This is a genomic window from Microbacterium sulfonylureivorans (assembly GCF_003999995.1).
Taxonomy (GTDB): Bacteria; Actinomycetota; Actinomycetes; order Actinomycetales; family Microbacteriaceae; genus Microbacterium; species Microbacterium sulfonylureivorans.
This window is the reverse complement of record NZ_RJAD01000001.1, coordinates 1,093,779-1,116,573: the sequence shown is the minus strand read 5'-3', so window position 1 is coordinate 1,116,573 and position 22,795 is coordinate 1,093,779. Positions and strand designations below refer to the sequence as shown.

Sequence of the window (22,795 nt, the reverse complement as noted above, 5' to 3'; positions counted from 1 at the left end):
GCAGCGCGAACGCGGCGCGCGGCCTCCGGTCACGCGACGAACAGAAATGCGATCGCGACCAGCACCGCGGCGACGCCGGCGAGCACCATCGACCAGCGGATGCACCGGTACTTGCGCTGCACGACGGCGGACAGCACGAACAGCTGCTGATACGTGCGCTCGGGCTCGGGGATGGCATGCTCGCCCATCGCAGACATGAGCGACCGGTGCGACGGGTATCCCTGCACATGGCCCCAGAACGTGATCACGCCGCCGGCCGGCGCCTTGCTGAGTCGTGGCCACACGGCGAGCGACGCCGAGACGACCGACAGGATCGCCGCCAGCGCGCCGCCGACCCAGAGTGCGAGCCCGACGGTCGACAGCGTCTCGGTCGTCCAGTCGCCGCCGAGCAGCCCGCTCAGCACGATAGAGAAGGCGATCCCGAGGCTGCCGATGAGCAGCGACGCCTTCTCGTCGGCGTGCGCGATCTCGGCGGTCACCTCGCCGAGCATGGTCGACGCGAGCGCGTCGGCCGCGGCATCCGTCACCTCGTCGTTCGCGTCCGCCATCACTTGATCCCGAAGGCGAAGGTGAACGAGGTGCCGTCGGCGAGGTCGATCCGGTAGGTGTACTGCTGGCCGCCCTTGAGCGTGGCGGACCCGATCGATCCGGCCCAGAGCCCGACGAGCGGGATGTAGACGGGCTTGACGGTGGGCAGCAGCAGCGGTCGCTCGTTGACGTTCACGCCCTTGGTCGGCAGTGCGGTCGCCGAGACCTGGGTGATGCCGGTCACCGAGCCTTTGGCGGTGACGAGCCGGCCGAACTCGTCGCAGAGGCGGAAGAGGACGGGTATGGCGGAGATGCGGGGGAACACGCTCGATCCGTCGGGGTTGACGGGTTGCAGGGCGACCCTGCTGCCGGTGCGGCAGGCGGGGGACGGGGCGATCACGGTGTAGGACGCGGTCGCGGCGGCGCTGTTGCCGGCGACGTCGGTCGCGCGGCAGGTGAGCGTCTTCGATCCGGCCGTGGCTGTGTTCGGTGCGTCGCACGACTGCGTGGCGATCCCCGAGCCGGTGTCGGTGGCCGCGGCGACGGCGGTCGCGGCCCCGCCGACGGCGACGGGGTTCGGCGTGACGACCGGCGCCAGTCTCGGCAGTGTCGTGTCGCGCGTGACGACGATCCCTGCCTTCGCCTCGCGGCCGAGCTCGTCGGTGATCGTCCGCTCCACGAGCGTGCCCGCGGTATCGGCGGTGACGGTGAAAGGCTCGGGGCACGTCACGCCCGCGCCCGTGCAGGTGAAGGAGACGACGACGTCGGCCGTCGCCCATGTTCCCTCGTCGTAGGCCACGCCGTCCGACGTCGCCCAGACCGCGATCGTGGGGAGCGGGACATCCTCACCGACGGCGATCTCGACGAAGGCCGAGTGCCCGTCCGTCTTGCCGTCGTTCGGGATCGCCTCGACGGTGAACACGTCGCCGGGTGCGGCGATGCCGGTGAGCGCGAGCGACCACGAGACGGCTCCGTCGAGCACGACCCCGTTCCGGTACCAGCGGTAGGCCATGCTCACGACGTCGCCGTCGGGGTCGCTGCCGATCCCGTCCGCGTGCAGCGTCGACGCCGGCGTCGCCTCGTCCTCGAGGAATGCGACGGTGGCTGTCGGTGCGGTGTTCTCCGGCGACACGGTCAGTCCGAAGGCCGACGGCTCGCTGCAGCTCGGCCCGCCGCCGCGGCACACCTTCAGCTCGACGGTGAACTCGCCCGGGGTGTCGACGGTGAGATCGAACACGGCGCGGGTCACCCCGTCCGCCCCGGTCTCGACCGTGAGCGGTCCGAACCGCTCGACGTCGCCACCGGCGCGGAGCAGCCGGTACTGACCGGTCAGCGCATCACCCGGCTCGACGTCGCCGACCACGACGCTGCGCACGACCCGGTCGCCCGAGGTCACCACGAGCTCGTCGCCACCGGCCGCGAGCGTCGGATCGGCCGTGTCCACGGCCGGAAGACGCCCTCGGTCGCTGTCGGTGGTCACGTTGCCCGCGGCATCCACGACCTGCAGGATCCAGCGGAACGGTCCGTCGATCTCTGCGGGTCGCGACGCCCGCCATTCCGATCCCGACGGGGTCAGCTCGACGGGGATCCACTCCTGCGCCTCCCCGTCGGCTGCGCCGTCGGCCAACGGCTGGACGAGCAGCAGCACGCGCGAGATCGGGGTGCCGCCGGGATCGTAGGCGGAGACGGAGAACGGCCATCCGGTGTCACGGCTGACGACCACCGGAGCAGTGACGTCGCCCGACGCGTCGTCGCCGTACAGCACCGAGACATCCATCGAGGTGAACGTCTCGATGCGGCCGACGCCGTTCACCGCTGCCTGCACGCTGGCCGGAGTCACCACCAGGAGCCCCACCGGACCGGCAGGAGTCTCCTGCGACGCGATCCCGGCGAAGGCCGAGGGGAAGGCGACGCCCTGCTTGGTCACCGAACTCGTCTCGACGCCGATGCGCGGGTCGACCACGAGCGGCTGCACGTTCGACGTGAACTCCGAGGTGAGCCCTGTGATCAGTGCTCCCCGGGGGCTCCTGCCCTCGTCGTCGGAGAGCGGCACCTGCATCACCGTCTTCGGCAGGGCGGGCTGCCCGGCCACCGTGAGGGGCGCTTCGTCGCCCACCGTGAGATAGGTCTGCGCCGGTTCGGAGCCGTCGCTGCCGTCGGGGTCGACGCTGCGCGCCGTGAAGGTCGGCGTGAGCGTGAGAGAGGCGCTCGCGAGCCCGTCGCCCTCATCGACGAACGTGAGCCCCTCCGCGACGGCGGGCAGCGGCGGTGCCTTCTTCGCGGGCTGGTCGCTGACGAAGCCGTACATCGGCACGCCGTAGTACACGGCCTGCATGAGCACCTTCTCGTCGTAGCCCGAGTACCTTCCGATCTGGCCGAGGTACGACTGCTTGGCGAACATCAGCGCCTCGCCCGCCGAGACGCTCCGATCGTCGGTCTCCACCCCGATCCAGTCGGCGAACGTGGCGAGCAGCCGCTCGCTGAGCGCGGTCGTGACGTTGTTCGCGAGGCCGAACCCGGTGTTGCCGACGAAGCCGGCGGCGTTCCCGAAGACATCCGCCCAGTCGGTCACGTCGCCGTAGTAGGACGTCGGCAGATTGTTGCCCGCGTGGCAGCCGATCATGAACACCAGCGACTGGTCGAGCCGGGATGCCTCCGTCAAGACCTCGTCCGCGGCGATGAGGTCGGCGCCCTCGGGCGCTCCCTGTGCGGCGTCCTCGACACCCGGCAGGAGGTTCTGCTCGTCGGCATGAGTGTTCAGCGACACGATCCGGGGGGCGTCCTCCGACAGCGGCAGCAGCCGGTCGAGCGCATCCGACTCGGTCCAGGGCTCCAGCAGCGGCGGGCTCTCACCCGAGAGCCGCCACGTCAGGTTGGCGTCGACCTGCTCGGGGAGCTCGGCCCAGGCGCCGTAGCCGCCGGTCAGCGAGGTGTCCGCCTCGAGCAGGCCCGTCAGCGAGTCGCGGTAGCGGTCGAGCTGGGCGACGATCTGCTCCGGGGTGTCGACCAGCCTGCCGAGGGCGACCGTCGGCACGTAGAGGTAGCCGCCGAGCGACTGGTAGGCGTCGGCCAGACCGTACGGGTCGTCGGTGAGGATGTAGTCGCCTGCCGCAGCCGCCGACAGCGGCGTCGCGCACGCATCGGGGCTCCCGGCCGTGACCGCCGGGCACGGAGAGCCGTCGGCGAGCTCGTCCAGCCGCAGGTCCGCGGCATGTCCGCTCTCGTTGAACTGTGCGGTGTTCTGCGCCACAGGAGCGAACGGGATGACGTCGTCGCCGCCCAGCACGACGATGCTGCGCACTTCCGCACCGCTCGACTCGACCACGGACGCGAGGTAGCGGTTGATCGCCGCCGCGAGCGTGCGACGCGCCGACATCGCGCAGGGGTTCTGGTCGACGACCGCGCGAGCTGCCTGGACGGCGGGGTCGGCATCGACCGAGACGAGCGCGCCGTCCACGCCGATGTCGTTCAGCTCGCTCCACGCGTCGACCACGCGAAGAGCGGTCTCGACGTCGTCGGTGGCCGTCTTGCCGTAGAGCTGGCGCATGCGGGTGACGTCGGTCAGGTAGAGCGTGTTCGTCGCCGCGGTGACGCCCGTCACCTCGTCGACGAGCGGCGGCTGCCACGTGGGATCGAGCTCGAAGGCCGGCGTGAACGGAAGGCACGACTGCTCGGCGGCTTCATCTTCGTAGGTCGCGCGCAGCGAATACAGCTGCCTGCCCGCCTCGCCCGTGCCGCTCGTCACGCGGACGAGCCAGCGGCCGTCGCCGTCGACCGAGGCGGACGCGGCTTCGACCGTGGCGGTGCCGTCGCCGCCGACGGACGCCTGGTCGACCAGCACGTGATCGGCCGTCGCGGCGGGGGCGTCGGCGCCCGATTCGGCGGGTGCGGACGCGTCGCGGGAGTCCTGCTCCGCCACGCCCGTGCCGGGCGCCTCGCCCCGCGACTCGACGCCGAGGGGCGTCGTGGTCGGGGTCGGCTTGAACAGCTCGAGCGCGATCTGACCGTCGGAGGCGTTGGTCGAGATCACCAGGCGCTTTCCGGGAGCGGGGGCGTCGACGAGGAACCAGTCCTCGTCGTCGGCGGGACCGAACTCGCGCTCACCGGTGTCCTCGTCGAACATGATGTTGTAGGGCGCGACCCACTCGTAGTAGACGCTCCCCGGACGCAGGACGACGCCGCCGCCGCCCTCTGTGGACGTCACCCATTCGCCCTCGGGCGTGCGGTTGTTCGCCGCCGCGTCGTAGTACGTGTAGTCGTCGGCGAGCGGCATGGAGAGGAACGCCTCGGCGGAGGCATCCCCGCTCGTCAGCGCACCGCGCGAACTCCACGACCCGGGCCGGCGCACCTCCGTGAAGTCGACCGTGAACTCGCGGACGGTGCCCCCCGCGGTGTCGGGCAGGGGGAAGGTCAGCATCGATCCGTCTTCGAGGACCGGGCCGACGTAGGTCTCGGCGTCGGACTGGCCGAAGGACGGGCCGGATCCGCCGCTCCTGATCGCCCGGGGGCGGGCTGCCCCCGGCAGTTCGATCGACGCGGTCGGCGCGGGCAGGGTCGTCGGCTCGCCCGGGCCCGGGTCGAAGGTGAACTGGTACTGCACGAACGAGCCGCACCGATCCCAGCCGTCGCACCAGCGCGGCTCGGACTCCTCCGTCGCGGCGCTCGCGGGGATGACCGTCGGGTCGATCTGCTCCCACGGGTAGTCCGCGCTCTCGAGGAACGACAGCAGGATCGTCCCGAGCGTCACCTCGTCGGGAGCGCCGGCGGCGAGGTCGGCGGCCGTGGCCGTGGGCAGGATCTCCGCGGCGTTGGCCGCGAGGGTGCCCGTGCGCTCCTCCCCGAAGATCGCCCGCTGTGCGTCCGCGGTCAGCTCGGCGACGTCGAGGTCGCCGAGCGGGGTGCCTTCGAACTGCAGGCCGGGTGTTGCGTCCGAGGCGGGTGCCAGCGGGATGCTGTCGAGCAGCGTGTCTCCGACGGGGAGGCTGTTCGCGATCACCGCATCGACGCCGGTGCGGTCGATCGCCAGCCCGGCGGCGTCCAGCTCGGCCAGCGTCGTCTCCTCGTCGAGCGTGACCGAGAGTCCTTGCGAATCGGCCGATGCCTGCCAGCGCTCGAGCGGGGTCCGCTCGTCGTCGCCGGCGACCTCGACGTCGGCGATCTCGACGTCGGCGAGGCGAGCCCCGCCGAGCACCATCGACGCCAGAGAGAGGGAGTCGATGCCCGTGCCCTCGAGCCCGACGTCGCTGAGGGTGAGCGACTGGATGCGCTCGGCGGCGACGCGCTCCGCGGCCGGGCCGCCGGTGCCGGCGAGCAGATCGTTCGCCCACTGGAGCACGTCCGCCAGGAGGACGCTCTGGCTGAGGTCGCCGGCGAACGGGGTGTCGGCGAGCAGCTCGGTCCATCCGCCGGGGATGTCGAGTCGGTAGATCGGCAGTCGGTAGATCGGGAGCCGGTAGATCGGGAGCCGGTAGATGGGCGAATCGGCGACGTCGAGGCGATAGATCGGCGAGTCGCCGATCATGAGTCGGTAGATCGGCAGTCGGTAGATCGGAAGCCGGTAGATCGGCAGCCGGTAGATGGGGAGTCGGTAGATCGGCGCGTTCGCGAGGGCGGCGCCGTAGTCGGCGACCGCGGAGGCGGGGATGTCGGAGACGTCGACGCTCGTGATGAACCCGATCCCCGACAGCTGGCCCATCGTCTCCGACACCGACAACCCGTCGTGGGTGTGGGTGTCGATCGCCAGGACCGAGCGGTCGGCGCCGCTCATGTCGCTCGGACCGCCGAACGCGATCGTGCGTCCGCTGGCTGAAAGGCTCGGAGCGTCGCCGACGCCCATCTCCACCGCGGAGGTGCTTCCGAACTCGCCGACGCAGTCCAGGTCGTCGGCGCGTGCGTCGAGCCAGCCGATCGTCGAGACGCGGATCACCGGCTCGGCCAGTTCGTCGGGATCCGTGCTCAGAGGCTGGACGGGCTGCGTGGTCGCGTAGGCGACGGTAGAGCCGTCCGACGAGATGGCCGGCGCCCACACGTCGCCGACCGTGCGCTTGACGAACGTCGTGCCGAGTCCCGTCAGGTAGACCCGATTGAACGGGTCCAGGGTGCCGGCGACGGCGGCGGGAGCTCCGCCGCAGTCATCGGCGACTCCGGCGAACTCCTTGCCTGTCGCATCGAGGTCGCCGTCGTGACCGCCGACGAGGAGCGTGAGGTAGCGGTGATCGGCGGCCCGCGGGAAGCGGAACAGCCGAGGTGTGTCGGTGGCAGCCGTACTCGACCCCGGGTCCTCGACGAATGCGGTGACCACGATGTACTCGCCGTTGCCGCTGATCGCGGGCTCCGACATCCCGCCGGGGGTGTTCGCGCTTCCCCTCAGCCGGCGCACGGACGGGGTGCCCCGCGAGCCGTCGCCCGCCGGATCGAGATCGGCGACGAATACGTCGGGGGCGGAGTTGGTGTCGCCCGCCCACAGGTTGGTCGCCTCCGACGTGAAGACGACATAGCGGCCGTCATCGGAGATGTCGGGGTCGTACGAGTCGCCGTCGGGCTCCGTCCCTGCGTCGAGACGGACCGTGGTGCCGGCGAGCAGGTCGTGGACGTAGACGCTCGCCCGGCCGGCGGTGGCGCCGCCGGGGACCAGGTTCGTGGCGTGGCTGACGAACGCGACGTAGCGTCCGTCCGCGCTCGCCACGGGGTCGTAGCTCATGTTGTCCGCCGGCTCGTCGGGGAGCGAGACATCGGGGCGGCTGACCAGCTGCGGCGCCGCCGAGAACGGATCGCTCGACCCTTCGAGCGCGGTGGAGAGGAAGACGTTCGGCGTCTCGGGCTGGGTGCCGTCGACGAGGTCCTCGGCGGTGGAGACGTACGCCGCCTTCTGCCCGTCGGGCGTGAGGTACGGCGAGCCCGAGACGCCCTGATCGGTGCGTGAGACGAGGTAGACGTCGGCCTCGGGGGGCAGCGGTTCGATGTCGGCCGCGGCCGGCGCAGCCGGGATGCTCACCAGCCCGGCCGCCACCAGCGTGGCGACCGCGGCGATGCCGATCGATCCGCGCGCAGATCGTCGTCGCGTCGGCAGGGCGTTCATGACGGCTCCGCTTCGGGTGCGGGACGGGGGGCGAGGGATTCGCGGGGTGCGACGAGGCGGGGGATGTCGACGACACCGAGCTCGCTGAGGATCGTATCCGCCTCGGCGCGGAGCAGGGCGCCCTCGGGGCCGCTCATCCGGGCGAGCTCGCCGAGGCTCAGGGCTCGTTCGAACATGACCGATCCTGCCGCGTCGACCGCGGCGCGCGCCAGGTCGCGGGCGGCCTCGTCGTCGCCCTCCGACGCCGCGAGGCGCGCGCGGGCACGGAGCACGAGGCTGGCGGCGGCGCCGGCGGGTGCCAGCGGCTCCAGCTCGGCGATGACGGCGCGCGCCTGCTCGACGTCGCCGGCATCGAGAAGCGCCTCGACCCGCCGCGCGCGGACGTCGAGCACGGCATCCGACTCGTCGAGCGCATCGAAGCCCCGCGCGGCCGTCTCGAAGGCGGATGCCGCGGCATCCGCCTTTCCGGCCCGCAGGTGCGCGCGCCCCTGGAAGCCCGTCACGAACGCCACGAGGTAGGGGTTGTCGGATCCCTCGAACACGCGGCGGGACGCCTTGAGCAGCGGGAGCGCATCGTCGACGCGGCCCTGGTCGATGAGGATCTCGGCGGCGTTGGCGGCCTCGATCGCGGCGCCGACCACGTCGCCGCCGCGCTCGGCGGCATCCTGCGCCTGGGCATAGAGTCCCGCTGCGGTGCTCCATGCACCGCGGTAGTACGCGCGCGCACCGAGGATGTTGAGAACCTTCGAGCGGGACAGCTCGTCGCCGATCTGGTCGTACAGGTCGAGGGCGCGCTGCAGGTGCGTCATCGCGGCGTCGCCGTCGAGCTCGCCGGCGGCGATGTCGTGGTAGCGGAACGCGTCCGCGAGCACGCGGCGGTCGTCGTCGGTCGCCGCGGTGCCGTCCAGCAGGCCGATCGCGTCCTGGGCCAGGAGCTGCGCATCGGTCCACTTCGCCTGTCGCAGCCGCACCCCGGACTCGGTCACCGAGAGACTGGCGAGCAGCGCGCGTCCTTCGTCGCCCGCGCGCGTGGCGGCGCGGCGCGCCGTGCGCAGCGCGGCCGCGGCGTCGGCGGGCCGGCCGAGGACGTTCAGCGCGTACGCGCGGTCCTGGTCGATCCGGCCGCGCTCGAGCGCGTCGCCCGTCAGCGCCCTGGCCCTGTCGAGCGCCTCCAGCCCCTCGCCGGCGCGTCCGCTCGCGACCGCGGTGCGGGCCAGCCCGCGCCACAGACTCGCGAGCTGGGGCGGCTGCGGACGTGTGCGTCCGGCCGCCGCGACGGCGACGCGGTAGGCGGCGACCGCATCCTCGACGGCGAACGCCTCCTCGGCGGCGCGGGCGGTCGCCCCTGCGGCCTGCCAGGTGTGGACGAGGTCGCCCGCGGCCTCGTAGTGCATGGCGAGCATCGGCTCGACCGGCCCGGCCGCGAGCTCGGGCTCTGCCTCGAGCGCCGCGGCGATCGCGCGGTGCAGCTCGCGCCGGGTCTGGAAGTTCAGCTGCTCGTAGGCGACATCGCGGAACAGAGGGCTGCGGAACCGCACCGAGTCCTCGAGGCGTTCGAGGAATCCCGACACGCCCTCCGATTCGGCCAGCTCGAGCGGGCCCACCCAGCGGACGAACAGGCCCACCGGAACGCCCCAGCCGAGCACGGCCGACCGGCGCACGACGGCGCGCTCCTGCTCGGCGAGGGCGTCGATGCGCTCGCCCACGAGATGCTCGATGCCGAGCGTCTCGCTGCCGGAGGCGAACGCGGCGGAGAGCTCCGTGAGGTAGAGGGGGTTGCCGTCGGCGCGCGCCACGATCGGCGCCACGTCGGAGGGCAGAAGCGCATGACCGGCGATCGCCTCGACCAGATCGGATGCCGCATCCTCCGTCAGGCCGCCGAGCTCGATGGTGCGTCCAGGCAGGACCAGCCCGCCCTCGGCCTCGCGGCGTCCGACGAGCACGGCATGCGGCACGTCGCCCGAGAACACGTGAGCGAAGGCCGCGGCGGATGCCTCGTCGACCCAGTGCGCGTCGTCGATGAGGATGCACGTGGGCTGAGGGAGAAAGTCTTCGAGAAGGCGCCCCAGCACGGCGTGGGCGCGCTCCGCGCGGAACGCGTCGTCGAGCGCGTCGACCGCCGGGGTCGACTCCACCTCGGCGCCGACCATCGGCGCGAGCAGCGGCACCCACATCACCAGGGCCGGGCGGGTCCGGGCGACGGCGTCGACGAGCGCGACGCCCGCGGCGTCGGCGGGAGCCTCGGCCGCGATGCCGAGCAGTGGCCGCAGCAGCGACTGGAGAGCGCGGTACGCCGCGCCGGCGAAGCGGTCGCCGTTGACTCGCAGCACCGGCAGCGGACTGTGCTCGACGGCCTCGGCCATGAGGCGGGACTTGCCGACGCCGGCGCCCCCGGAGACCGTGATCGATCCGCCGAAGCCTGTGGCCGCGGCATCCCGGAGCGCGATGAGCTGCCCGAGCTCGGCGTCGCGTCCGAGGAACGGGATGTCGCCGATCACGCCCTCGGGGCGTCGACCTGCCGCCGTGACCACCGCGACGGGGATCTGCTCGGTCTTGCCTTTGACGGTGATCTCGCCGCCGTCCTCGGCGTCGAACACGACCGTGGAGCGATCGAGGGCGGCGCGCGTGACGAGCACGGTGCCGGGGAGAGCGCGCGCGGTCAGCCGCGCGGCCAGATTCGTGGTGTCGCCCATCACGGTGAACGTCTGGCGGTGCATGGCGCCGACGAAGCCCGAGAACACGCGGCCGCTTGCGACGCCCGCGCGCACCGACAGCCCGGTGTCGCTCGCGACGATCCGCTGGACGGCTGTGAGGAGGCGCCCCTCGGGGTCTTCGGTGGTCGTCGGCGACCCCGCCGTGAGGAAGTAGCGGTAGCCGCCGATGGCGGGGTCGACGTCGAGGAGGGTCGCGCCGGTGTCGGCCAGGGCGCCTTCGACCACGGCCGTGAGAGCGTCGATCCGGGCGAGGTCGTCGTCGCCCGGCGCGGGCGGGAGGCCCGTTGCCTGCACGAAGGCGATCGCGGCCCAGCGGTGGTCGGGCTCGGCGGCCAGCAGGTCGGGACGCTGGCGGAACGCCTTCGGAAGGAAGCGGTCGCCGCCCGTCGCCGCGCCCGTATTGAGGGCCAGGAGCGAATGCGCCTGCACCGTCCCGGCACGCAGCAGACGGAACCCCTCGTCGACCCCGTCTTCGGCGGCGGTCTGCTTGGGCGGCAGCAGCGCGGCGGTCTCGGCGCTCACGAGGATGCGGCCCGCCTCGGCGGCGCCTTGCAGTTCGAGAACGCGGTCCGTCGCGGCACCCGCGAGCACCACGCTGACCGAGTCCGTCCCGGTGAGGAGGAGCTCGAACGTGCCGGTGTGGACGCCCACCGACATCCGCAGCCGCGCGCGCGCCGCCGGGAGGTGGATGTCGCCGATCGCGGCGAGCACGCGGTTCATGTTCCACGCGGCGTGGGCGGCATGCTTGGCGTGGTCCTCGCCGCGGAACAGCACGAACAGCGCATCGCCGGCGAACTTGAGGATGTCGCCGCCGTCGTCGGTCGCGGGGAGCAGCACCGTGAAGATGCGCGAGAGGGTCGCGATGAGCTGCTCCGTGCCTTCGCGGCCCGCCGCGGCGAGCTGCTCGGAGAGGGTCGTGAAGCCGGAGATGTCGATCAGTACGGCGGTGCCCTCGACGCGCAGATGACGCCCCGCCGGCCCACCGTGCTCGACGAGCAGGCGGGGGACGAGGTCGGACGCCGCAACGCGAGCTGCCATACGACCCGCTTCCCCAGAACTCCCTTCGACACAAGCCTTCGCGGGGGCCGATGTCGTGATCCTGCTGTCACTATCTCACCGGGGGTGAGGGTTGCGCTACGGTCCCGCGACACCTGTGGACAGCGGCCGTCCCGCCGCGGACGCTTCGCCCGGCCCGAGGGCCGCCCGCGCGCCGCTAGCGTGGAGGGATGGTCAACTATCGGTATCTCGGCAACAGTGGTCTCAAGGTCTCGGAGATCACGTACGGCAACTGGGTGACGCACGGCTCGCAGGTCGACGACAGTGCGGCGATCGCGACCGTGCACGCGGCACTGGATGCCGGCATCACGACGTTCGACACCGCCGACGTGTATGCGAACACCGCGGCCGAGACCGTCCTCGGCAAGGCGCTCGCCGGGCGCCGCCGCGAGTCGCTGGAGATCTTCACCAAGGTCTACTGGCCGACCGGGCCCCGCGGCGCGAACGACACCGGCCTGAGCCGCAAGCACATCATGGAGTCGATCAACGGCTCGCTGCACCGTCTCGGCACCGACTACGTCGACCTCTACCAGGCACACCGCTACGACTACGAGACCCCGATCGAGGAGACGTTCCAGGCGTTCGCCGACATCGTGCGCCAGGGCAAGGCCCTCTACATCGGCGTCTCGGAGTGGACGGCCGAGCAGCTGCGCGAGGGTCACGCCCTCGCCACGTCGTACGGTATCCAGCTGATCTCGAACCAGCCCCAGTACTCGATGCTGTGGCGCGTGATCGAGGGCAAGGTCGTGCCCGCGTCGGAGGAGCTCGGGATCTCGCAGATCGTCTGGTCGCCGATGGCGCAGGGCGTGCTCAGCGGGAAGTACCTTCCGGGTCAGCCGCTCCCCGAGGGCTCGCGTGCGACCGACGAGAAGAGCGGTGCGAACTTCATCAAGAGCTTCCTGCGCGACGAGGTGCTCGAGGCCGTGCAGCGGCTCAAGCCCATCGCGGCCGACGCGGGTCTCACGATGCCGCAGCTCGCGATCGCGTGGGTGCTGCAGAACAAGAACGTCGCGGCGGCGCTGGTGGGGGCATCCCGTCCCGAGCAGCTCGCCGACACCGTGAAGGCCTCCGGAGTCGTGCTCGACGCCGACACCATGGCGGCCATCGACACCGCGCTCGCGGGCGCCGTCTGCGACGACGCCGAGGACACGTACACGGTGTCGCCGAAGACGCGCGTCGTCTAGCCTCTGCCGCATGGCGACCACGAGCGCCGGCATCCTCCTCTACCGGCTCGGCCCCGACCCCGTCGTGCTCATCGCGCACATGGGCGGGCCGTTCTGGGCGGCGAAGGATGCCGGCGCCTGGTCGATCCCGAAGGGCGAGTACGACGAGGGCGACGAGCCGGCGCTCGACGCCGCGCGGCGCGAGTTCCGTGAGGAGCTCGGGATCGACCCGCCCGATGGTCCGTTCGCCGAGCTCGGCACGTTCGCCTATTCGTCGGGCAAGCGCGTCACGGTGTTCGTCGCCGACGGCTCGGGCTTCGCGCTCGACGGCCTCGCGTTCGGCGAGTTCGAGCTGGAATGGCCGCCGAGGTCGGGGAGGACCGCTTCGTTCCCGGAGGTCGACAGAGTCGAGTGGATGCCGCTGCCCGACGCCCGCGAGAAGCTCGTGAAGGGGCAGCGCCCCGCGCTGGACGCGCTCGAGGCGCACCTGGCCGACGCGGGCGCGTGAGCCGGCCGCGCGAGCAGCCCCGTCAGGCGCTCAGCAGCACCTTGCCGACGCGGCCGGGTTCGGCGTTGGCGGCGACGGCGGCCGTGATCTCGCCGAGATCGTAGGTCGCGGCGACCGGCAGGGTGAGCGCGCCCGACGAGATGCGCGTGATCAGCTCGCCGAACAGGCCGGCGCGCTTGTCGGCGGCCATGCGGGCCCCCACCGTGCTCGCCCAGAAGCCGCGCACGGTCAGGTCGCGGAAGATCAGGTCGCCTGACGACATCCGCATGATCGGCGACTCCATCGCCCCGAACACGACGAGCGTGCCGCCGTCGGCGAGGAGCGACAGCAGCTTGCCGCTGGCCGAGCCGCCGACCGAGTCGACGCCGACGCCGAGCGGCGCGCCGCCGGTCAGCGCGCGCACGTCGTCCTGCCATCCGTCGGAGTCCGTCGCCACGATGCCGCCGACGCCCTGCGCCGCGAGCTCCGCCACACCCTCGGCGCGGCGCACGAGGCCCACGACGTTGATCCCACGAGCGGCGGCGAGCTGGGCGACCAGACGGCCGACCGCGCCGTTCGCGGCGTTCTGGACGAGCCAGTCGCCTTCGCCGAGGCCGAGGTCGTCGATCAGGCTGATCGCGCTGAACGGCATCGAGACGAGCTGCGCCGCGACCTCGTCGGGCACTCCCTCCGGCACCGGCACGAGGCCTGCCGCGCGTGCGACGACGTACTCCGCCCAGACTCCGAACGTGCCGCCGGTGGCGACGCGCTGCCCGACGGTGAGCCCGGTCACGCCGTCGCCCAGCGCATCGACGACGCCCACGGCTTCGGTGCCCGCGCGGGCGGGGAGGTCGGGCACGAAGCCGTACGAGCCGCGGGCCGTCCACAGATCATGGTTGTGGATGGGGGAGAGGACGACCTTGAGCCGCACCTGGCCCGGGCCCGGTGCAGGGAGGGGGACCTCCTCGACGCCGAGGACCTCGGCGGGGTCACCGAACCGGTGCTGGACGATGGCGCGCATGATGTCTCCTCGACGATTGGGCGGGGTCCTGCCGGCCGCTCAGCGACCGTTCTTCGGGGCGGCCGACACGTCGATCCTCTCGTGCGAGCCGAGCGACGACCATGCGCTCTCGACGCCCTTCGCGGCGTGCTCCGACGCGCGTACGGCGCGTTCGTCCGCCCACGCGTTGAGCACGTGACCGGAGTGCCCGCGCACATGCTCGAGCACGACGTCGGGGAGCCCCACCGCGCGACGGGCGTCGCGGGCGGCGATGAGCTGCTCGAGGAGGTCGACGTTCTTCGTCGGCGCACCCGTCGAGGTCTTCCAGCCGCGGCGGCGGTGGCCGTCCATCCACTTCGTGTACGTGTCGATCGCGTACTTCGAGTCGGCCTGCACGACGAGGTTCTCGACGTCGGGGTGGTCCTCGATGGCCTTGAGCAGTCCGAGGAGCTCGCCGATGTTGTTCGTGCCGCTGGGCACCGATCCGGCGGCCCAGTGCCCGTCCTCGCCGACCCACGCCCAGCCCGCAGGTCCGGGGTTGCCCTTGCAGGCGCCGTCGGTGGCCACGATGTAGCGGGGGGCGTCACTCACTCGGGCAAGGCTACCCGGGGTCGGGGTGGGACCTTGCCGCGCGGTCGGCCCGCCACTCGTCGGCGAGCCGCGGCATCCGCTCCGCGAGGTAGCGCAGGAAGTCGGCGATCTCGCGTGCGCGGGCGACCGACATCGGGGCGTCGCCGTTCTCGTCGGCGATGCCGTCCATCGCCGAGGCGAGCCCGGAGTACAGGGGTGCGTTGGACGAGATCATGCCCGCCCACGCGTCGTCCACGATGTCGTAGCGGTCGCGGCGGTCGCCAGGGCGGGGGAGGCGCTGGATGAACCGCATCGACACCAGGTAGCGCACGGCGCCCGACACCGCCGCCGCCGAGACGCCGAGGCGCTCGGCGAGCTCGGCCGCGGTGTACCCGTCGTCGGGCGAGCCCACGAGCGCCATCATCACGCGCGCGGGCATGCGCGCCATGCCGGCCGCGGCGAGCATCGCGGCCGCCTGCTCGGCGGGCTCCGCCCCCGGGTGCTCACCCACCGGAGGCCAGCTCTCGGCGGCGCATGAGCGCGAGCGACAGCGCCGCGCCGACCCCGGTGGCGAGCACCAGCCACCAGAGTCCTGCGAGGTCGATGTCGTCGCCCTCGACCTTGGGAGCCACAGCCACGGGCGACAGGTCGGTCAGCCACTCGGGGAAGCCGAACAGCGGCCCGAACAGTCCGAGCATCATGCCGAGCACGACGAACGTCCACCCCAGGGCGATGGTGAGCCGCGGGGCGACCACGAAGACGAGCGCCGTGAGCGCGAGGAAGACGGATGCCGCGACCGCCTGGCCGCCGCCGGTCACGAGCACGTCCTGCATCAGGTCCCACCGCCCGCCCTGCCCGGCGATGCCGAGCGCCGCGCCGCCGATCGCCGCCGACACGACGAGGACGATCGCGAGGAGCGCGATGAGGAGGTAGTCGGCGAGCCAGCGCACCCGAGCGACCGGCGCGGCGAGGACGGGTTCGGCGGTGCCGTGCGCCTCCTCCTGGCGGGCGCGGCAGACGATCTGCACGGCGCAGCACGCCGCGAGCACGCCGAGCATCGTGAAGAAGACCGTCACGGTGGCCTGCTCGACGTCGCCGCTTCCCGCGATCTGCGAGAGGATCTGCTCGACGGACGGATTCTCCGCCCCGACGTCCTTCACCACCGATGCGAGCGACGTCGCGAGCATGCCCGTGATGAGCCCGCCGACCGCCCAGCCGAGCACGGCGCCGCGGGTGAGGCGCCACACCAGGCCGGTGGGGGACGAGAGCGACGCCGGGGCGTCCGCGCGTCCGTGCCGCTCGGCGATGAAGCTCTCGCCGATGTCGCGCACCGCCGCGAGGGCGAGCGCCGCCCACGTGAGACCGAGCCCGACGCCGAGGCACATGAGCATCGGCCACCACAGGTTCTCGTCGAACGCCCGGGTGTTCTCGGCCCAGCCGAAGGGCGAGAGCCACGTGAGCCAGGAGCTCCTCATGCGGGTGAGGTCGTCGCTGGGCGTGCCGAGGGCGTTGCCGAGCCCGGCGACCACGAACGTGCCGACCGTGATCCACACCGCGAGCGAATTGGCTCCGCGTGATGTGCGCATGAGCTGCGCCGCGACGAGCCCGACCCCGAGGAAGGTCACGCCCACTGCGCCGGCGGCCTTGCCGACGAGCAGCGAGCCCTCGAGAGGGAGCCCGACGGCGAGGTAGGCGAGAGTGACGAGGATCGCGAGCACGCCGTTCGCGATGAGACCCTCGACCGCGGTCGCGCCGACGGGGAGGAGGCGGCCGGCGGGGGTGGCCGCGACGAGTTCGGCGCGGCCCGACTCCTCGTCCATGCGCGTATGGCGGACCGCCAGGAAGGTGCTCATGAAGGCGGCGAGGATAGCCAGCCACGGGAAGATGAGGAACACCATGAAGGCGCCCTCGTCCGCGCCGGACGGGAGACCGCGGAACAAGAGGATCACGGGGTTCGCGAGCGCGGCCGCGAGCAGCGACGTGCGGTCCTGCTCGGTGCCGTACGACTCCGCGACACCGACGAACGCGAGGTAGGCGAGGAGCGCGGTGCCGACGGTCCACAGCACGAGCTGCAGCCAGTCGCGGCGGAAGCGCTGGCCGAGCAGCGCCAGGAAGCGGCTCATCGTCCGTTGCCCTCCAGGGCGGCGAGGTCGTCGCCGTAGTGACGGAGGAAGAGCTCCTCGAGCGACGGCGGATTGACCCGCAGCCCCGCCACGTCCCGGCGCGCCAGCTCGGGGAGCATGCCGACGACGGCGTCGCTGTCGACGGTGAACCGCACGCGGCCCTCCTCGGTCGTCACGTCGTGGGCGCCCGGGATGCCGGCGGCGGTCGCGGCATCCGTCCCCTCGAACGAGACCTCCGTGCGCGTGAGGTGACGGAGCTCGGTCAGCGTGCCCGACTCGACGATCCTGCCCGCGCGGATGATCGACACGCGGTCGCAGAGCTGCTCGACCTCGGAGAGGATGTGGCTCGACAGCAGCACGGTCGCGCCGGCCGCGCGGATGCGCGCGATCTCGCGGCGGAACATGACCTCCATGAGCGGGTCGAGGCCGCTCGTCGGCTCGTCGAGGATGTACAGGTCGGCCGGCACCGCGAAGGCGGCGATGAGGGCGACCTTCTGCCTGTTCCCCTTCGAATACGCGCGGCCCTTCTTGCGCGGGTCGAACTGGAACGCCTCGCACAGGCGCTCCCGCTCGGCGCGGTACGCGTGATCCTTGCGCGGGGTGCCGCGCAGTCTCGCCATCAGGTCGATCGCCTCACCGCCCGAGAGGTTGGGCCACACGCTCACATCGCCGGGCACGTACGAGATGCGCCGATGGAGGGCGACGGCGTCGCGCCAGGGATCGGCGCCGAACACGGATGCCTCACCCCCAGTGGCCTTCGCGAGGCCGAGGAGCACGCGGATGGCGGTCGACTTCCCTGCGCCGTTCGGGCCGAGGAATCCGTGGATCTGCCCTTCGGCGACCTCGAGGTCGAGGCCGTCGAGCGCGTGGACGCGCCCGTAGTGCTTGGTGAGTCCGGCGGTGCTGATGACGATGGTCATGCGGGGGAGCGTACGCCCGTTTCACGAATTTGTGAATACTGTGCCGGATGATGCCGGAACCTTCCGCCGATCCTCGGATGGTCTCACCGTATGTATACCAGGTGAGAGATCGGATGCTTCGAATGGCCGCTTGGCCCGCTTTATGTATACAATGGGTCGCGCTACGACGAGGAGGTGGATGCTGTGCGTGCCAGTGACCGGGCGTATACGACCCTTCTCGACGAGATCCAGGAGGGCGCGCTGCCGGCGGGCACCGTTCTCGGCGAGGTGGAACAGGCAGCTCGCCTCGGCGTCAGCCGCACACCGCTCCGCGAAGCCCTCGGGCGCCTCGCCGCCGACGGGCTCGTCGCGCAGCAGTCGCCGCGCGTGACCGTCGTCACCCCGATCGACGCCGACGACATCCGCGAGATCTTCGAGGTGCGCCGCGCGCTGGAGGAATCCGCTGCCCGCCTCGCCGCCGAGCGGGGGGATGCCTCGGCCTTCGCCGTGCTCGCACGGGAGTTCGCCGACGTCGACCTCGACCGCGCCGACGGGCTCGACGCCTATTACGCGCTCATCGCGCGGTTCGACCGGCAGCTCGACGCCTCCGTCTCGAACGACTACCTCACGGCCGCGCTGCGGACCGTCCGCACCCACCTCGTCCGCGTGCGCCGACTCGCCCGCGACAAGCCCGACCGGCTCGCGGCATCCGTCGCCGAGCACCGCCTGATCGCCTCGGCGATCGCCGCGCGCGACGCCGACCTGGCCGCGCACGCCACGCACGTGCATCTGCACAACGCGCTCACGAACATCCTCGAATCACTGAAGTAAGGCAGATCATGACCGTCATCCACCACCTCCGCGTCCACCGCAGCGACGAGAACCTCGCCCGTGAGGGGCAGCTGGCCTGGCACATCGCCGAGGTCGCCGCAGACCCCGTCGAGGTCGAGTCCGACGTCGTCGACATGATCATCAACCGCGTCATCGACAACGCGGCGGTGGCCGCGGCATCCCTCACCCGCGCACCCGTCAGTGCGGCCCGCCAGCAGGCGCTCGACCACGCCGTGTCGGTCGGCGGCAGCGGCGCGACGGTGTTCGGCTGCGCGCTCGACCGCAAGACGAGCCCGGAGTGGGCCGCGTGGGCCAACGGGGTCGCGGTGCGCGAACTCGACTACCACGACACGTTCCTGGCGGCCGACTACTCGCACCCCGGCGACAACATCCCGCCGATCCTCGCGGTCGCGCAGCACGTCGGCGCCGACGGGGCGGCGCTCGTGCGGGGCATCGCGACGGGCTACGAGATCCAGATCGACCTCGTGCGCGCGATCTGCCTGCACAAGCACAAGATCGACCACGTCGCCCACCTCGGCCCGTCGGCGGCCGCCGGCATCGGCACGCTCCTCGGACTCGACGTCGAGACGATCTACCAGGCTGTGGGACAGGCCCTCCACACCACCACCGCGACGCGCCAGTCGCGCAAGGGCGAGATCTCGACGTGGAAGGCGCACGCCCCCGCATTCGCCGGAAAGATGGCCGTCGAGGCCGTCGACCGTGCGATGCGCGGCGAGACCTCGCCAAGCCCGATCTACGAAGGCGAGGACGGCGTCGTCGCGTGGATGCTCGACGGACCGGATGCCTCGTACGACGTCCCGCTCCCCGCCGCCGGCGAGGCCAAGCGCGGCATCCTCGACTCGTACACGAAGGAGCATTCGGCCGAGTACCAGGCGCAGGCCTGGATCGACCTCGCCCGGCGCCTCAACAGCGAGCACCCCGAGCTCGTCGACCCGGAGAACGTCGAGTCGATCGTGCTGCACACGTCGCACCACACGCACTACGTCATCGGATCGGGCGCGAACGACCCGCAGAAGTACGATCCGAAGGCGTCGCGCGAGACGCTCGACCACTCGATCCCGTACATCTTCGCGGTCGCCCTGCAGGACGGCGGGTGGCACCACGTCGAGTCGTACGCCCCGGAGCGCGCCGGCCGCGAGGACACCGTCGCGCTGTGGCACAAGGTCACCACCGCCGAAGACGCGGAGTGGACGCGCCGCTATCACTCCGACGACCCGAACGAGAAGGCCTTCGGCGGACGCGTGGTCATCACGATGACAGACGGCACCGTGATCGAGGACGAGATCGCCGTCGCCGACGCCCACCCGCTCGGCGCACGGCCGTTCGCGCGCGAGGACTACATCCGCAAGTTCCGGATCCTCGCCGAGCCGGTCCTCTCGGCCGAGGAGATCGACCGCTTCCTCGACCTCGCCGAGCGCCTGCCCGAGCTCACCCCCGAGGAGGTGCAGCAGCTCACCATCGTCGCCGAGTTCGGCGTCCTCGCGGCTGCGCCCGCGCCGAAGGGCCTCTTCTGATGCGCGGCGCGACCGTGCGCGGCATCCGCTCCACGGAGAATCACGTGGATCGCGGAGGATCGGCCCTCTGTGCTCCGCGAAAGCCCCGAATCTCCGCGCTTCGGAAGGCGGCCGGCTGATGCTGTACTCGCAGGTGCCGGCCGCCGAGAAGCGGCGGCTCTTCCGCGAGCGGCTCGCGTCGGGCGAGCTGCTCCGGTTCCCCGGAGCGTTCAACCCGCTGACGGCGAGGCTGATCGAGCGCAAGGGCTTCGAAGGCGTCTACATCTCGGGAGCGGTCCTGTCGGCCGACCTCGGACTCCCCGACATCGGCCTGACGACGCTCACCGAGGTCGCCGGGCGGGGTCAGCAGATCGCGCGGATGACCGACCTCCCGGCGATCATCGACGCCGACACCGGCTTCGGCGAGCCGATGAACGTGGCCCGCACGATCCAGACCCTCGAGGACGCCGGCCTCGCCGGGACGCACATCGAGGACCAGATCAACCCGAAGCGCTGCGGACACCTCGACGGCAAGGCCGTCGTCGACGAGGACACCGCGGTCAAGCGCATCCGCGCCGCCGCCGACGCCCGCCGCGATCCGAACTTCCTCATCATGGCCCGTACCGACATCCGGGCGGTCGAGGGCCTGGATGCCGCGATCGACCGGGCGAAGGCGCTGGTGGATGCCGGAGCCGACGCGATCTTCCCCGAGGCGATGCGCGACCTGGCCGAGTTCGAGGCGATGCGCAATGCTCTGGATGTGCCGATCCTCGCCAACATGACCGAGTTCGGGAAGAGCGACCTCTTCTCGACCGATCAGCTGCGCGATGCCGGCGTGAACATCGTGATCTGGCCCGTCTCGCTTCTGCGCATCGCGATGGGCGCGGCATCCCGTGCCCTCGACACGCTGAACGACGAAGGCCACCTGACGTCCAGGCTCGGCGAGATGCAGCACCGCGCCGACCTGTACGACCTCATCGACTACGAGCAGTACAACCACTTCGACCAGGACGTCTTCAACTTCCAGATCGCCCGCTGAATCAGCGCATCATGTCCCCATTCATCCCCAACGTGTCCCACTTCATCCCGTTATGGCAGGGTCATATCGGCACAAAGTGGGACATGCCGCACCTCGAAGGAGCGAAATGACCGGACCCGACATCAAGAAGGGCCTCGCCGGAGTCGTCGTCGACTACACGGCGGTGTCGAAGGTCAACCCGGAGACGAACTCCCTCCTGTACCGGGGCTACCCCGTGCAGGAGCTCGCGGCCACGCAGTCGTTCGAGGCCGTGGCGTATCTGCTGTGGCACGGCGAGCTGCCGACCGAGGTGCAGCTCGCCCAGCTGCGGGCGACCGAGCGGGAGTACCGGTCGCTCCCGGCCGACGTGCGCGCCGCGATCGACCTCGTGCCCCGCGACGCCCATCCCATGGACGAAGTGCGCACGGCGGCCAGCCTCATCGGCGCGCGCGACCTCGCGGGCTCGGGCTCCGTGCTCGATGCGAGCGGCAGCGCCGAGCAGAACCTGGCGCGCAGCGTGCGGCTCTTCGCCGTGCTCCCCGCGATCGTCGCCTACGGCCAGCGCCGCCGCCGCGGCCAGCAGCCGATCGAGCCGCGCAGCGATCTCGACTACGCCGCCAACTTCCTCTGGATGGTGTTCGGAGAAGAGGCCGACGACGTGGTCGTCGATGCGTTCAACCGCTCGATGATCCTCTACGCCGAGCACTCCTTCAACGCCTCGACCTTCACGGCCCGCGTCATCGCCTCGACCCTCAGCGACCTCTACTCGGCCGTCGTCGGTGCGATCGGCGCCCTCAAGGGCCCGCTCCACGGCGGGGCGAACGAGGCCGTCCTGCACATCTTCGACGAGATCGGCACGGCCGAGAACGTCGGCCCCTGGCTCGACGAGGCGCTCGCCGAGAAGCGCAAGATCATGGGCTTCGGTCACCGCGTCTACAAGCGAGGCGACTCGCGCGTGCCGACGATGAAGGCGGCGCTCGACACGCTCGTCGAGCACTACGACCGGCCGGATGTCGCGGCCCTGTACGACACGCTCGAGTCCGAGTTCGTCTCGCGCAAGGGCATCTACCCGAACCTCGACTACCCGTCGGGGCCGGCGTACAACCTGATGGGCTTCGACACCCTGACCTTCACGCCGCTGTTCGTCGCGGCGCGCGTCACGGGGTGGACGGCGCACATCATCGAGCAGCTGGGGTCGAACGCGCTCATCCGGCCGCTGTCGGAGTACAACGGCCCGGACGAGCGGCACATCGAGGGCTACGTCCCCGACGAAGCGGTCGCCGCGGTCGCCGACCGTCCGGAGGAGGCCGCCGAGTGAGCCTGTGGGTCGGCGATGTCGCCGGCATCGACCTCAACGCCATGGCGGGCTCGACGCTCATCGAGACGCTGGGCATCGAGGTCGTCGAGCTGCGCGACGACGCTCTCGTGGGGCGGATGCCGGTGGACCACCGCACCACGCAGCCCGCGGGCGTCCTGCACGGCGGAGCATCCGTCGCGCTCGCCGAGACGCTGGCGTCGTGGGCGGGATACCTGTCGGTCGATCGCGAGAGATTCCACGTCGTGGGGCAGGAGATCAACGCCAACCACATCCGACCGGTCTTCACCGGCTGGGTGACCGCCACGGCGACACCGGCCGCGATCGGCCGACGGTCACAGGTCTGGGAGGTCCGCATCGTCGACGACGCGGGCAAGCTCGCCTGCATCTCGCGGTGCACGCTCGCCGTCATCGAGCAGCGCAGCACGTATGCCACGGCGGAGGCGCGCAGCGCGGAGTGATCGCTCGCGGCGGCGCGATGCAAGCGATTGCCTGACGA

15 protein-coding genes are annotated in these 22,795 nt (G+C 71.6%); 7 read left to right on the top strand and 8 right to left on the bottom strand.

The window, feature by feature from the left end; translation table 11 throughout:
- Window positions 1-29 precede the first annotated feature (29 nt).
- From EER34_RS04880 to EER34_RS04870, 3 genes are read right to left on the bottom strand one after another with little or no spacing between them, the layout of a single operon-like run.
- Window positions 30-548 (bottom strand): Pycsar system effector family protein, encoded by a 519-nt coding sequence (locus EER34_RS04880; RefSeq protein ID WP_127473411.1) that lies wholly within the window; start codon window positions 546-548, stop codon window positions 30-32.
- Window positions 548-7,606 (bottom strand): TolB-like translocation protein, encoded by a 7,059-nt coding sequence (locus EER34_RS04875; RefSeq protein WP_127473410.1) that lies wholly within the window; start codon window positions 7,604-7,606, stop codon window positions 548-550. The genes EER34_RS04880 and EER34_RS04875 overlap by 1 nt, the downstream gene beginning before the upstream one ends.
- Complete coding sequence (locus EER34_RS04870; RefSeq protein WP_127473409.1) at window positions 7,603-11,358, bottom strand: AAA and adenylate/guanylate cyclase domain-containing protein; 3,756 nt, start codon at window positions 11,356-11,358, stop codon at window positions 7,603-7,605. Before EER34_RS04870 ends, EER34_RS04875 begins: the two co-directional genes overlap by 4 nt.
- Before the next feature lie 188 nt (window positions 11,359-11,546).
- On the opposite strand from EER34_RS04870, the gene EER34_RS04865 reads away from it, so the two are divergent.
- Together EER34_RS04865 and EER34_RS04860 are read left to right on the top strand one after the other, a co-directional pair.
- Window positions 11,547-12,560: an aldo/keto reductase family protein gene (locus EER34_RS04865; protein ID WP_127473408.1), complete on the top strand. Its 1,014-nt coding sequence runs from the start codon at window positions 11,547-11,549 to the stop codon at window positions 12,558-12,560.
- A 10-nt stretch (window positions 12,561-12,570) separates the two neighbouring features.
- Window positions 12,571-13,047: an NUDIX hydrolase gene (locus EER34_RS04860; RefSeq protein WP_127473407.1), complete on the top strand. Its 477-nt coding sequence runs from the start codon at window positions 12,571-12,573 to the stop codon at window positions 13,045-13,047.
- Between the two features lie 22 nt (window positions 13,048-13,069).
- Here EER34_RS04860 and EER34_RS04855 read toward each other — a convergent pair whose 3' ends face one another.
- The 5 genes from EER34_RS04855 to EER34_RS04835 are packed head-to-tail and all read right to left on the bottom strand — an operon-like array spanning window position 13,070 to window position 17,639.
- Window positions 13,070-14,047, bottom strand: a complete 978-nt coding sequence (locus EER34_RS04855) for a zinc-binding dehydrogenase (RefSeq protein ID WP_127473406.1) — start codon at window positions 14,045-14,047, stop codon at window positions 13,070-13,072.
- 39 nt (window positions 14,048-14,086) lie between these two features.
- A complete protein-coding gene (locus EER34_RS04850; RefSeq protein WP_127473405.1) occupies window positions 14,087-14,617 on the bottom strand; it encodes a ribonuclease H family protein in 531 nt (176 codons plus the stop codon).
- 10 nt (window positions 14,618-14,627) lie between these two features.
- On the bottom strand, window positions 14,628-15,107 hold the full coding sequence (locus tag EER34_RS04845; protein ID WP_240642123.1) for a GbsR/MarR family transcriptional regulator: 480 nt from the start codon (window positions 15,105-15,107) through the stop codon (window positions 14,628-14,630).
- A complete protein-coding gene (locus EER34_RS04840) occupies window positions 15,100-16,719 on the bottom strand; it encodes an ABC transporter permease (protein ID WP_127473404.1) in 1,620 nt (539 codons plus the stop codon). The genes EER34_RS04845 and EER34_RS04840 overlap by 8 nt, the downstream gene beginning before the upstream one ends.
- The gene (locus EER34_RS04835; protein WP_127473403.1) at window positions 16,716-17,639 is read right to left on the bottom strand and encodes an ABC transporter ATP-binding protein; all 924 of its coding nucleotides are present in this window, start codon (window positions 17,637-17,639) and stop codon (window positions 16,716-16,718) included. Before EER34_RS04835 ends, EER34_RS04840 begins: the two co-directional genes overlap by 4 nt.
- A 183-nt stretch (window positions 17,640-17,822) precedes the next feature.
- On the opposite strand from EER34_RS04835, the gene EER34_RS04830 reads away from it, so the two are divergent.
- The 5 genes from EER34_RS04830 to EER34_RS04810 all read left to right on the top strand — a co-directional run bounded on the left by EER34_RS04830 (window position 17,823) and on the right by EER34_RS04810 (window position 22,757).
- A complete protein-coding gene (locus tag EER34_RS04830) occupies window positions 17,823-18,449 on the top strand; it encodes a GntR family transcriptional regulator (RefSeq protein WP_127473402.1) in 627 nt (208 codons plus the stop codon).
- Between the two features lie 8 nt (window positions 18,450-18,457).
- Complete coding sequence (locus tag EER34_RS04825) at window positions 18,458-19,984, top strand: MmgE/PrpD family protein (protein ID WP_127473401.1); 1,527 nt, start codon at window positions 18,458-18,460, stop codon at window positions 19,982-19,984.
- Between the two features lie 118 nt (window positions 19,985-20,102).
- A complete protein-coding gene (gene prpB, locus EER34_RS04820; RefSeq protein ID WP_127473400.1) occupies window positions 20,103-21,002 on the top strand; it encodes a methylisocitrate lyase in 900 nt (299 codons plus the stop codon).
- A 106-nt stretch (window positions 21,003-21,108) separates the two neighbouring features.
- Window positions 21,109-22,299 (top strand): bifunctional 2-methylcitrate synthase/citrate synthase, encoded by a 1,191-nt coding sequence (locus EER34_RS04815; RefSeq protein ID WP_127473399.1) that lies wholly within the window; start codon window positions 21,109-21,111, stop codon window positions 22,297-22,299.
- A complete protein-coding gene (locus EER34_RS04810) occupies window positions 22,296-22,757 on the top strand; it encodes a hotdog fold thioesterase (RefSeq protein ID WP_127473398.1) in 462 nt (153 codons plus the stop codon). The genes EER34_RS04815 and EER34_RS04810 overlap by 4 nt, the downstream gene beginning before the upstream one ends.
- Window positions 22,758-22,795 lie beyond the last annotated feature (38 nt).